This window comes from Paenarthrobacter sp. CC6 (assembly GCF_040560085.1).
In the GTDB taxonomy this organism is placed as follows: domain Bacteria; phylum Actinomycetota; class Actinomycetes; order Actinomycetales; family Micrococcaceae; genus Arthrobacter; species Arthrobacter nicotinovorans.
The window spans coordinates 210,629-222,753 of record NZ_JARDAN010000001.1; the positions used below are offsets into that span (position 1 = coordinate 210,629).

General features: G+C 63.5%; 13 protein-coding genes. 4 read left to right on the forward strand and 9 right to left on the reverse strand.

Annotated elements, in window-relative coordinates; genetic code table 11:
• Nucleotides 1-52: 52 nt before the first annotated feature.
• From PV760_RS01015 to PV760_RS01035, 5 genes are all read right to left on the reverse strand, one after another.
• On the reverse strand, nucleotides 53-490 hold the full coding sequence (locus tag PV760_RS01015; RefSeq protein ID WP_018776732.1) for a MaoC family dehydratase: 438 nt from the start codon (nucleotides 488-490) through the stop codon (nucleotides 53-55).
• Between the two features lie 2 nt (nucleotides 491-492).
• Complete coding sequence (locus PV760_RS01020) at nucleotides 493-942, reverse strand: MaoC family dehydratase N-terminal domain-containing protein (RefSeq protein ID WP_018776733.1); 450 nt, start codon at nucleotides 940-942, stop codon at nucleotides 493-495.
• A 54-nt stretch (nucleotides 943-996) separates the two neighbouring features.
• Nucleotides 997-1,221, reverse strand: coding sequence for a DUF3188 domain-containing protein (locus tag PV760_RS01025; RefSeq protein WP_018776734.1), 225 nt, complete (start codon nucleotides 1,219-1,221; stop codon nucleotides 997-999).
• Nucleotides 1,222-1,326: 105 nt separating this feature from the next.
• Nucleotides 1,327-2,244 (reverse strand): DUF2797 domain-containing protein, encoded by a 918-nt coding sequence (locus PV760_RS01030; RefSeq protein ID WP_079580778.1) that lies wholly within the window; start codon nucleotides 2,242-2,244, stop codon nucleotides 1,327-1,329.
• Between the two features lie 19 nt (nucleotides 2,245-2,263).
• A complete protein-coding gene (locus PV760_RS01035; protein ID WP_018776736.1) occupies nucleotides 2,264-3,127 on the reverse strand; it encodes an HpcH/HpaI aldolase/citrate lyase family protein in 864 nt (287 codons plus the stop codon).
• A 391-nt stretch (nucleotides 3,128-3,518) separates the two neighbouring features.
• On the opposite strand from PV760_RS01035, the gene PV760_RS01040 reads away from it, so the two are divergent.
• Genes PV760_RS01040 through PV760_RS01055 form a run of 4 tightly spaced genes read left to right on the forward strand, consistent with a single transcriptional unit; the run spans nucleotide 3,519 to nucleotide 7,351 of the window.
• A complete protein-coding gene (locus PV760_RS01040) occupies nucleotides 3,519-4,547 on the forward strand; it encodes an ABC transporter substrate-binding protein (protein WP_018776737.1) in 1,029 nt (342 codons plus the stop codon).
• A 2-nt stretch (nucleotides 4,548-4,549) separates the two neighbouring features.
• A complete protein-coding gene (locus tag PV760_RS01045; protein ID WP_354626933.1) occupies nucleotides 4,550-5,437 on the forward strand; it encodes an ABC transporter ATP-binding protein in 888 nt (295 codons plus the stop codon).
• Entirely contained in the window at nucleotides 5,437-6,357 is a 921-nt protein-coding gene (locus PV760_RS01050; protein ID WP_354626934.1) for an ABC transporter permease, read from the forward strand. Before PV760_RS01045 ends, PV760_RS01050 begins: the two co-directional genes overlap by 1 nt.
• Before the next feature lie 55 nt (nucleotides 6,358-6,412).
• Complete coding sequence (locus PV760_RS01055; protein WP_055971613.1) at nucleotides 6,413-7,351, forward strand: TauD/TfdA dioxygenase family protein; 939 nt, start codon at nucleotides 6,413-6,415, stop codon at nucleotides 7,349-7,351.
• A gap of 108 nt (nucleotides 7,352-7,459) precedes the next feature.
• Here PV760_RS01055 and PV760_RS01060 read toward each other — a convergent pair whose 3' ends face one another.
• From PV760_RS01060 to PV760_RS01075, 4 genes are all read right to left on the reverse strand, one after another.
• On the reverse strand, nucleotides 7,460-8,410 hold the full coding sequence (locus tag PV760_RS01060; RefSeq protein ID WP_354626935.1) for an aldo/keto reductase: 951 nt from the start codon (nucleotides 8,408-8,410) through the stop codon (nucleotides 7,460-7,462).
• 10 nt (nucleotides 8,411-8,420) lie between these two features.
• Nucleotides 8,421-10,175 carry a glycoside hydrolase family 13 protein gene (locus PV760_RS01065; RefSeq protein WP_354626936.1) on the reverse strand — a complete coding sequence of 585 codons (1,755 nt, stop codon included), beginning with the start codon at nucleotides 10,173-10,175 and terminating at the stop codon, nucleotides 8,421-8,423.
• 78 nt (nucleotides 10,176-10,253) lie between these two features.
• Nucleotides 10,254-11,162 (reverse strand): carbohydrate ABC transporter permease, encoded by a 909-nt coding sequence (locus tag PV760_RS01070; RefSeq protein WP_018776743.1) that lies wholly within the window; start codon nucleotides 11,160-11,162, stop codon nucleotides 10,254-10,256.
• Complete coding sequence (locus PV760_RS01075) at nucleotides 11,162-12,106, reverse strand: carbohydrate ABC transporter permease (protein WP_079580789.1); 945 nt, start codon at nucleotides 12,104-12,106, stop codon at nucleotides 11,162-11,164. Before PV760_RS01075 ends, PV760_RS01070 begins: the two co-directional genes overlap by 1 nt.
• Nucleotides 12,107-12,125 lie beyond the last annotated feature (19 nt).

Sequence of the window (12,125 nt, forward strand, 5' to 3'; positions counted from 1 at the left end):
GCAGTCGCAGTGGCGCTCGGCTTGCTGCCGTGTGGGGTGGTGTTCTGTTGGTTCAAGAGACCTTCACAACCGCCTGCGACTTCATGAGGACTTTCTGTCCGGCCGCTACCACGGTGAGGTCGATGCGGGCGGTGCGGGCATCGGCGTCGAGCGCTCCCACCACGCCGGTGACGTCAATGACAGCGCCGGCCTCATCCGTGCCGGTTGTGTCGGCGACCAGGACCGGCTTGGTGAAGCGCGTCTGGTAATCGACGACGGCGGCAGGGTCGCCTGCCCAGTCGCTCACCAACTGGACTGCGGCGCCCATGGTGAACATGCCGTGGGCGATGACGCCCGGGAGTTCCACGGAGGTAGCGAATGCTTCGTTCCAGTGGATGGGGTTGAAGTCCCCCGAGGCTCCTGCGTACTTCACCAGGTCCTGGCGGGTGACGGGAATGCTCCGCGTGCCGATCTCCTGGCCAACGCTGAGTTCTTCGAATGTGTGGCTCATGGTTACTGTCCCTCTCCGCGGACCAAAATGGACGAGGTGGTGGTGGCGACCTTCTCGCCGGCTTCCGTGGAGATTTCGGAGCGTGTGGTGATCATCGCTCCCCCACCCATGGCCCGGACGCCGTCGACATGCAGCTCGGCTACCAGACGGTCGCCGGCAACGATCGCGCGGTGGTGCGTGAACCGCTGGTCGGCGTGGACCACCCGGGAGAAGTCGATCCCCGATTCGGGATCCTCAACCAGTTGGGCATCGGCACGTTGGGCGACAATAATGGCGAACGTTGGCGGTGCCACGAGGTCGCTGTGGCCCAGGGCCTTTGCTGCCTCAACATCGAAGTGCGCCGGGTTGGTGGCCTTCACGGCCTTGGCGAACTCGCGGATTTTTTCACGGCCGACGTCGTAAACCTCTGCGGCAGGGTAGCTGCGGCCCTGCAGGTCCGGATTGATACTCATGGTCCAACCCTATCGGGCGGCGGCTTCCCGGGCAGCGTGAAAACCGCGGGCACGCTACTTCTTGTAGCTCTTGCGGATCTTCTGGCCCCGGACCACCATTCCGGTGACGTGCAGGATCAAGCCGACACCGATCACGGGCAAAGAGGCCATGGCCAGCGCCTGGTTCCCCGTGGTGTTCCCAACAATGGACAGGATGAGTCCCACAGCGATCAGCCCCATGGCGCTGAAAACCAGCGCTTTGTAGGAGGTGGAGGCGGTGGCCCAGAATTGTTCTAGCACCGTCCAAGTCTAGCGGGGTGGGTGCGAGGGGTTGGGTTTCAAGGGAAAGAAGTGGAAAGAAGCCCTTTTTAGGGTCGGGATGTCGCCCCTCGCCGCAACGGGAGGTCAGAAGAGCGAGTCCTGCAAGGCCGGGATCTCGGTAGTGTGCGGACCGAATTCGATCTTGCGGCCCTTCAAGGCGCCCAGGTCGGCAACGAAGCTGCCCTCGACCTCGTTGCCTGCAGCGTCCGGCAGGCCCGCCAAGGCGATCGCCCCGGACAGTGAGTGGATCCGCAGGCCGTGCCCGCCGTCGTCGAACGTTGCCGGGTAGCGGTGACGCACGCCGCCGGGACGGACAGTGCAGAGGGTGTCGGCCAGGGCGGGCCTGTCCCACTCTTCCTCCACCACGACAAAACCGGTCATGGCCAGCCCGCCCAGCAAGCTGCGCACGCGCCCGGCGTGCTGCCGGTTCACGGCTGAAAGCTCGACGGCGTCGCGCGGCTCCACGAGTCCGGCCACCTTGGCAGCGGAACGGACCTGCTGCACGAGGCCGAGCTCGCGGGTCACAAGGTCCTCCAGGACCCGGACAACACGGCCATCTTCAGCATGGGCTACGTAGGAAGCGTGAACCGCTCCCTGCTCCGCGAGCCTGTTCCATTTGCGCGGCGCCGACGCGGTACCGATTTTGGTAGCCCCGTTCGCGAAGGTAGCCACGTAGAGCCAATGCGGTTGCATCAGGTACGCGCGGAGGCCGGTGGGAACGGAGCCGCCCCGGTGGAAGTCGTGCATCAGCCGGGAATCATCGCGGGCGAAGCAGGTCCCGCATTGCTTGCCCCGTTCGGCAGGAGAGCCGCTGGGGCAGGGAACGTGCGTGCGCTCTCCCGGGCCGTGGACTTTGCTGTGGCCCAGGCACCACAAACCGGGGGAAACGCGCAGGCCCAGGGCTGAGCCCCGGGCCAACGCAACATCAGTGAACTCCGACTCCGGCGACCAAAGCCGCAACGCCGCAGAGGAAGAGTCCCAAACGACTCCGTGGACGAGCATATTTACCTGACCGGCATGCCTACAGCGAAGGCTGGACTCCGAAGGCGACGGCGAGCTTCATGATCTTCTCGGCGCGACCCAGGCGCGGGAGGTCGGAGCCATCGCGGATCACGCGGCCGTTGGCTTCGAAGTCGTTCATGAAGTCGGTGGCCCAGGCGACGTCGGACGGCGTGGGGCTGATGACCTCGTTGATCACAGTGGTCTGGTCAATGGCCAGGCAAAGCTTGCCGGTCATGCCCATGGTCACGGTGATTCCGGTCTGCTCGCGCAGGATGGGGTGGTTGGTGCCGACGGTGGGGCCATCGATCGGTCCCGGCAGGTTGCCGACGCGGCTGGCGACGACGAGCTTGGCCCGCGGGTACGCCATGGCTTCCGGGGTGGCCGCCATGCCGGTGTCGCGGCGGAAGTCGCCCGAACCGAACGCGAGCCGGAATGCTCCCTGCGCACGGGCAATGTTGTTGGCTTCCTCGATGCCGAGGGCGGACTCAACCAGCGGAATAACGGGAGTCTTGCCGTCCATGCGGTGGTAGGACTCGGTGACCTGGTCGGCGGACTCGGTCTTGGCCAGCATCACGCCGAGCAAGCCGGGAGTTCCGCGCAGTCCTGCGAGGTCGTCGGCCCAGAACTTGCTGGTGGCATCGTTGATGCGGACCCAGGCCTGGCCACCTGCGGTCAGCCAGTTCACCACGTTCTCGCGTGCAGCGTCCTTCTGGGACGGGTCCACGGCGTCTTCGATGTCAAGAATGATGGCGTCAGCGCGCGAACCCGCGGATTCGTCGAAAAGCTCCGTTTTCATCGCGTTCACAAGAAGCCATGAGCGGGCGATGTCGGCGGGAATGTTGCGGGTGGGCCGAATGGATTCGGCGGCGATGCTAGACGTCATGTATCTACCGTATCTGCCCTGCCGCCCGCTAGGCGAAGAATTCGGCCTCCTTGTGAGGATCAATACGAACTAAACCCCATATGACTGTGGAGTCCCGCAGTATGAACGTCCGACGGCGGTCCGCGCCAGTCATTTCAGGCGCACCTGTCGCTGTTGTTCACGGGACTCAATACGGCGTCTTTGAGTCCTCCGGTTGCCGGACGTGGCTCAGGATTTCGCCCCGTTTCGGGCTGTTTCGCAGCGTTTCCGGGCGTTACCGCGCCACTTCCCACACGCCGTCGCCATGGGCTTTCATCGTTCCCAAGCCGTTGCGCAAGGTCCCCGGCCATTGCGTCAGCCGGCTCACCCGACACCCAACCCAACCCACCCCAACCCATCGAAAGTAGCTCCCATGAAACTGCATCTGCCCCTCCTGAGCGTCGCGGCCGCCGTCGTACTAGCGCTGACGGTGAGCGGCTGCGGCGGTGCAGCCGAAGCCGGACAAGGCGGCCAGCCTGGCAACGAAGTCAAAGAACTTCGGTACCAGGGCTCGGCCAACAACGTGACTTTCCCCGAACTGGCGGCAGACCTCGGATACCTCGGCGACCTGAAACTCGACTGGGTGGGTAACACCACCAGCGGTCCCCAGGACATCCAGTCCGCTGCGACGAACCAGACAGACTTCGGCGGCGCGTTCTCCGGCGCGGTAGTCAAGCTGATCGAGGCCGGAGCCCCCGTCAAGGCTGTGGTCAACTACTACGGTTCGGATGAGAAAACCTTCAGCGGCTACTACGTCAAGGCGGACAGCTCCATCAAGGAACCCCGCGACCTGATCGGAAAAAAGATCGCGGTCAACACCCTTGGCGCCCACCATGAAGCCGTCATCAACAGCTACCTGACCAAGAACGGCCTGAGCCAGGACGAGATCAAGCAGGTCCAGCTGGTTCCTTTGGCCCCCAACGACACGGAAGAAGCAATCCGTCGCGGACAGGTGGATGCGGGCACCCTGGGCGGTGTCCTCCAGGACCGGGCCATTGAGGCCGGCGGCCTGCGGTCCCTGTTCAGCGATGTTGGACTTTTCGGCAACTTCGCCGGCGGCCAGATCGTCCTCCGCAGCGACTTTATTGAAAAAAACCCGAACACCACACGCACCTTCACCACGGGCGTTGCCAAGGCCATCAAGTGGGCTGCGGAAACACCGCGTGATGAAGTCATTGCCCGGTTCACCAAGATCATCGAAAGCCGCGGACGCAACGAAAGCACGGCAAACCTGAAGTTCTGGAAGAGCCCCGGCGTGCCGGATGCAGGCGTGATCCAGGACCAGGACTTCACGCGGTGGGAGGCGTGGCTGAACTCGGCCGGAATCGTCAAGGACAAGCTGACGCCGTCCAAGTACTACACCAACGACTTCAACGATCTCGCCGCTGCGAAGAAGGGATGACCATGACCGCGAAGATCAGCCTCAGGAACGTCAGCAAACAATTTACGGTCCGGGCCTCGAAGTCCACTCCCGCGACGACGCTCACAGCCATCGATTCCCTCAGCCTGGATGTCCGCGACGGCGAATTCCTCACCTTGGTGGGGCCCAGCGGTTCGGGCAAGACCACACTTCTGGACCTGCTTGCCGGGCTTTCCACGCCCACCTCGGGAGAGGTATTGGTGGACGGCAAGGCAGTAACCGGACCGGGCAAGGACCGGGCCGTGGTGTTCCAGCAGTACGCGTTGTTCCCTTGGCGCACGGCCTCGGCCAACGTGTCCATCGGGCTTGAAGGAGCCGGCCCGGATGGCAGGAAACTGAACCGCCGTGAGCGCGCCGCGAAAGCCAGCGAGTACCTGGCGCTGGTGGGCCTGGCGGGCTTCGAGGACCGCTACCCGCACGAGCTGTCCGGCGGTATGAAGCAGCGTGTAGCCATCGCCCGGAGCCTGGCCTACGAGCCGGATGTGCTGCTGATGGATGAGCCGTTCGCAGCCCTGGACGCGCAGACCCGCGAGCAACTCCAGGACGAGCTCCTCAGGATATGGAAGGCCACGGGCAAGACGATCGTGTTCATCACCCACGGCATCGACGAAGCCGTGTACCTCGGCGAGCGCGTTGCCGTGCTCAGCGCCCGCCCGGGACGCCTCAAGGAAATCGTGGACATCGATATCCCGGACCGGGAGGGCGACGAGGACATCCGTTCCCACCCCGCCTTCGTGGAGCACCGCCATCAGGTATGGACCCTGCTGCACGACGAAGTCCGCCGGGCACAGGACGCGGGCCACCGCAAGATCCTGCCCGACGGCAGCGCCCCTGACGAACCCGCCACCATCCCCGAAAGGAGCGCAGCCTGATGACCACCACGCTTACGCAAAAAGAAGCGGCACCCCAGGCCGGCGTCGCGACCGGTGCGAGGACCGCCGTCGCACCTTCCCGCACGCAGGACCCCCACACGGAACGTTCGACGCCGGCAGCCGGCCGGGTCCGGCGGGTCACCGCGGCGCTCGGCTCGGGCTTGTGGAAGTCCGCAGCGATCGTGGCGTTCCTGGCGCTGTGGGAGCTGGGGCCGACGTACCTGGCGAGTCCATCGACGCGGGTGTTCCTGCCTCCGCTGCATGAGGTCCTGCTGGCGTGGGGAAAGCTGTTCGAATCCGGGACCATCCAGGGCCATATCGCGGCCAGCCTGACCCGCTCGGTAGCCGGCTTCGGCGCGGCCCTGGTGGCGGGCGTTTCGCTGGGCCTCCTCATCGCTTGGTACGGACGACTGAACTCGGTGCTGAACCCGTTGCTGGAGCTGTTCAGGAACACGGCAGCGCTGGCCTTGCTGCCGGTGTTCACGCTGCTGCTGGGCATTGGCGAGGAATCCAAGATCAGCATCGTGGCGTACGCTGCGTTCTTCCCGGTCCTCCTGAACACGATCGCCGGTGTGAAGACCGTGGACCCGCTGCTGATCAGGGCTGCACGGTCGTTGGGGCTCAACAGCTTCCAGCTGTTCCAGAAGGTCATCCTGCCCTCTGCCGTTCCCACGATCTTCACGGGCATCCGCATGGCCGGCACCGCGTCCATCCTGGTCCTGATTGCTGCTGAAATGGTGGGCGCCAAGGCTGGTCTGGGCTACCTGATCGTGAACGCGCAGAGCAGCTTCCTGATCCCGGACATGTACGCGGGCATCCTCACGGTGTCCTTGCTGGGACTCGGCGTGAACTTCCTGCTGGTCGGACTTGAACGGCACTTCTCCCGTTGGCGGACCGCCGTGGGCGCCGCAGCTTCCTAGAAACCACCCCCGCGGCATCCGCCGCAACCATCACAACAAGTAAGGAAACAGAACCATGACCGTCATTACGGAAACCAAGCTCGAATTCGCCAAACTCGGTTCACGCATCGGCGCCGAAATCCGCGGGCTGGACATCAGCGGAGACCTCAGCGAGGACACTGTTGCGCAGATCCGGGCAGCGCTCAACGAACACAAGGCGCTGGTGTTCCGGGAGGCGAACATCCTCAGCGATGAGGCACAGGTGAAGTTCGCTTCGCACTTCGGCCCGCTCACCAAGGCGCACCCGACAGTGGCATCGGTGGAGGGCGAAGAGAACGTCCTTCCCGTGGACAGCGAGAACGGCTCGGCCAACAACTGGCACACGGACGTCACTTTCGTGGTCAACCCGCCGCAGGCTTCCACGTTGCGCAGCATCGACCTGCCCGCCTATGGCGGCGAGACCCTGATCGCGTCCTCGGCCGGCGCGTACCAGGACCTCCCCGATGAGCTGCGCACCTTCGCCGATTCCCTGTGGGCCATCCACACCAACGATTACGACTACTCGGTGCCCAAGAACCTGGAACACCAGAACGCCGAGGAACGCCGCAAGGAATTCACCCGGTTGAAGTTCGAGACGGCCCACCCTGTAGTGCGGGTCCACCCTTTGACCGGCGAGCGCGGATTGTTCATTGGGGGCTTCGCGCAACGGCTCAGGATCGTGGGCTTGTCCAACACCGAGTCGAAGGACATCATCCGTCTGCTGCAGGCGTATGTGACACGTCCGGAGAACGTGGTCCGGGTGAATTGGGAGCCGAACCAGGTGGTCCTGTTCGATAACCGCATCACACAGCACTACGCACCGGACAACTACGACGGCCAGCCGCGCAAGCTCAACCGGGTGACCATTGCCGGTGACATCCCGCTCAGCATCGAAGGCAAGCCGAGCCAGGCGCTCCAGGGCGACTCAAGCACGTACTCCGTAGTCGCTCCGGTGACTGCGCCTGCCGTTTCGTAGGGGCCTGTATGTGTTGCTGTTTTAACCCGGCTGAGTCGCAGTCGGGATCGTTCCGAACGCCGGGAACGATCCCGACTGCGACTCAGTCCGGGTTAAGGTCAGTCCGGGTTAGGGGAGGTTGCTTCCGCGCGCCGTTGTCCACAGGCCATACCACTGCGCCCGGGTCATATCCTTGGCCGCGTCGGCGCACGCTCTGATCCGGGCGGGATTGGTCGTTCCAACCACCGGCGAGATGCGGGCCGGGTGTTTCATCAGCCAGGCAAGCAGCACCGATTCAGGGGTTGTGCCGTGCACGCCGGCCAGTTCTTCGAGCATCGTCGCTGTTGCCGACTCAGCCAGGGACAGGTCACCGGACTTCGCACCTGTATAACGCCCCTGGGCCAGGGAACCGTAGGCCTGCAGCTCGATCCCGTGGGACATGCAGTACTCCAAGGTTCCGTGCGGGAAGCTGTAGCCCGCATCCCCGGGATGATTGACCAGCACGGTGCTCTCCAGCCAGTCGCTGCGAAGCAGGCTCATTTCAAGCTGGTTGGCCACGATGGGAGTCTCCAGCGCGTCCTGCAGGAAAGCGATCTGAGCGCCGGACATGTTGGACACACCCAATTGCCGCACCTTGCCTTCGGCCATTAACTGCCCGACGGCGTCAGCTACCTCGCGCGCGTCCATCAAAGGATCCGGCCGGTGAAGGAGCAGGAGGTCCACGTAGTCCGTTTGAAGGCGTTTCAGGCTTTCGTTGACCCGTTCGAGAATCGCTTCACGGCTCAGGTCGTAGTGGGTTTGCAGGCCCCGCTCCCCCAGCCTGATTCCACACTTGGTTTGGAGCGTGATCTTTTCGCGCAGACCCTGCGAACGGGCGAGGACTTCGCCGAACACGGCCTCGGACTTTCCGTTGCGGTAAATGTCCGCGTGGTCGAAAAGGCTTATCCCGATGCCCTGTGCAGCGTCCATCACAGCGGCGGCCTGGTCAATCTCGGCAGCACCGTAGGACGTGCCGTCCCAAGGACCGCCGAGCCCCATGCAGCCATAGATGAGGCGTCCCCGCCCGTTCGCATTGGTCAATGTGGCTCCTTTAGGCCTTGGCAACGATCCAGGCCGTGGTGTCGGACGGCAGCTTTCCGTTGTCCAACGGACCGCTTGCGACGACAAGCTCACCTTCCGGCAGGTCAACGGGCTCCCCGCCGAAGTTCGTGACCGTGTGCCATCCGCCGGGCCGGCTGAAGTGCAGCACCTCGGCGTTGCCGGTCTCCACCCACTCGAGTTCTTCATCCGTTTGCAGTTCACTGCGCAGGCGTAGTGCCCGCCGGTACAGTTCCAGGGTGGAACCCTCGACGCCTTCCTGCTTTGCTACGGCGTAGTCCGCGAACCATTCGGGCTGGGGCAGGTGCGCCTGGCCGGTACCGAAGCCGAAGGAGGAGCCCTCCGCAGTCCACGGCAACGGGACACGGCAACCATCGCGGCCGATCTCCACGCCCGGGTTCCTGAAGAACGACGGGTCCTGGCGTTCGGAGTCGGGGATTTCCGTTACTTCGCGAAGGCCCAGTTCCTCCCCCTGGTACAGGTAAGCGGAGCCCGGAAGCGCAAGCAGCAGGAGCGTCGCGGCGCGGGCGCGACGCAAGCCGAGTTCGACGTCGAGCTCCTCGGCCGGCGCGCCGGCAAGCAGCCAGCCTTTTCCGTCCTGGCCTTTGGGCTCTCCGCCCGTGATGTCCTGCGCCGCGTTGGTTCCCTGCGCCACGGAACCACCCTTGGGCAGGCCGTAGCGTGTGGCGTGCCGGACGACGTCGTGGTTGGAGAAGACCCACGTGGATGAAGCTCCGGACTCCTTGGCGGCCACCAGATTGTCCGTGATGATCTTCTTGAACGACGCGGCATCAAAGTCGGACTGCAGCAGGTCGAAGTTGAATGCCTGGCCGAGACCTTCCGGGCTGGCGTAACGGGCACGGCGGGACTCGTGGACCCAGGCCTCGGCCACAGCGGTGCGCGGCGGGTTGTACTCGTTGAAAAGCTTGCGCCACTCGGCGTACACCTCGTGGACTTCGTCGCGGTCCCAGAACGGGTGGGAACCGTCAATGAAGCCGTCGGTGCCGTGGGCCTTTGCCTCAAGGTCCGCCTTCATGGGCAGCGGCTCGGAAAGGTCTTTGGCCATGCCGTGGGCTACGTCGATGCGGAAACCATCCACGCCGCGGTCCGACCAGAAGCGCAGGGTCTTCAGGAAGTCCTCCCGGATCTCCGGGTTCTCCCAGTTGAAGTCCGGCTGCTCCTTGGCGAAGATGTGCAGGTACCACTGCCCCGGGGTGCCGTCGGGTTCGGTGATCCGTTCCCAGATGGGTCCGCCAAACACCGAGTCCCAGTCCGACGGCGGCAACTCGCCGTTCTCGCCCTTGCCGTCACGGAAGATGTAGCGTTCGCGAGCCGCTGAGCCCTTGGGCGATGCCAGGGCTTCCTTGAACCATTCGTGACGGTCGGAGGAGTGGTTGGGGACGATGTCCACCACGATTTTGATGCCGGCTGCGTGCAGGGCAGCTGCCATCTCGTCGAAGTCCTCGAGCGTCCCGAGCTTCGGGTCCACGTTGCGGTAGTCGTCGACGTCGTATCCGCCGTCGGCGAGCGCTGACGGATAGAACGGGCTCAGCCAGACGGCGTCGATCCCCAGTTCTTTCAGGTAGGGAACCTTGGCCGTGATGCCCTTGATGTCGCCCAGACCGTCTCCGTTCGCGTCATGAAAGCTACGCGGGTAGATCTGGTAGACAGCCGCCTGGCGCCACCAGTTGGGATCGGACATGCGGTCTGCGTCGGTTCGGTGTGCCTGAGTGGCGGAGGTGCTCACGAAACTCCTTTGATTTAGAATCTAAATTTAGCTCCGGGACCAGTATGAAACGCCGGTCGCGGAAGGTCAATATTTGGTCTAGCCCTTGACGGCGCCTTGGGTGACACCGGCCATGACCCACCTCTGCGTGAAAAGGTAGGCAATGATTGCCGGTGCCATCGCCATCAGGTACGAGGCAAAAGACACGTGGTAGTTGTTGCTGAATTGGGTCTGGAACAGGTTTTGCCGGACCGGAAGCGTCTGCAGCGCCGGATCCGAAATGATCAGCGACGGCATCATGAAGTCATTCCACGCATAGAGGAAGGCAAAGATCCCTACTGTGGCGCTCATGGGTGCCAGGAGCGGGAAGATCAGCTTCCAAAAGGTCTGCCACGTGGTGGCTCCGTCAATCCTGGCGCTCTCTTCAAGTTCCATGGGGATTGAACGCAGAAACGCCGTGAAGAGCAGCACGCTGAAGCTCAGCTGGAACATGGTCGCCAAGAGGATGACGCCGAAAGGGTTGTCCAGTCCGAGGCGGCCCGTGAGTTGGATCTGCGGGAGGGCAACTACCGGGAACGGAATGAACATGGCACCCAGCAGGTAGAAGAACGAGTACCTGAAGAACCGGCGTTCCCAGTTGCGCACGATTGCATATGAGGCAAAGGCAGCTAGGACGATGGTGGCCACGACGGTCCCCGCCGTGACCAGCAACGACATCGCAGCGCCCACCGGGAAATTCGTCAAGGTCCATGCCTGGACGAACCCGTCAATGCTGAACGGTGCGGGAAGGGAAAATGCGTTGCCGTCCACTGCCTGACCCTGGGTCTTGAAGGCCATTGAGATCGTCACATACAGGGGCAGCAGGACAGTCACCGCACACAGCACAAGGATGGTGGTTGCCGGCCAGTTGACGCGCTCCGGGGACGGAGCAGCTTTCTTCCGCCGGTCGGTCCGGGTACCGGTCCCGCGTTGGGTGTCATCAATGGTGAGGGTGGCTTGAGTGGTCATCAGAGTGCGTTCCGTCCGCGAGTCAGCGAAAGCTGAAGGAGAGAGATCAGGATGGCGACCACGAAGAAGATCGTGGCGTTGGCCATTTGGTAGGCGTAGTCCCCGCCGTTGAAGCCCGCAATCACTGTCATGGCGATGCTTCTGGTGGAGGTTCCCGGGCCACCGTTCGTCAGCCCCACAATGATGTCGAAGGCGTTCAGGAAGCCCTTGAAACCGAGGATGACGTTGATTACCACATAGCCGGCAACGAGTGGAAGCGTGATCCTTGTCAGCTGCTGGAACTTTCCGGCACCATCGATCTCGGCGGCCTCGTAGACATCCCCCGGCACGGCCACCAGCCCCGCGATGTAGATCAGCAATGCTCCCGGAACGGCCTGCCAGGCAGTCACCAGCACCACCGCGATCCATGCGAGGTCCGGGTTGGCCAGCAGGCTGTTTTCCAACCACGGGATTCCTGCCGCAGCGCCGGCCGCGGGCAGGGAATTCGAGAACAGGAAGTTGAAGACGTAAGCGATGATGATGCCGGAGACCACCATCGGAATAACGAAGACCGTCCGCAGTGCTGTCTTCATCCGGATGCGCGCGGTCAGTCCCACAGCCAGCAGGAAGGCGACCAGGTTGACGGCGATTACCGTGACGATCGAAAAACCGAACGTGAACAGGTAGCTCTGCAGGATGGCAGGATCACTGAAGATCGCGATGTAGTTGGTGAGGCCGACGAAGTCCCAGTCCCCGATTCCGATGGAGTCGGTGAAGCTGAAGAAGATGCCGATAATGCCGGGAACCGTGATGGCCAGGGTGAACAGGACCAGGCTCGGCACCAGGAAGAAGTAGAAGATGGGTTCCACCCGGCGCTTGCTCCGCAGTGCGGGGCCGGCCTTTTGCCGGCGGGCTTGCCCTTGGCCGGACGTGGTGGATGTGGATGACGTGGTCATGCTGGACATGTGTCTGACTCCCTGGAAT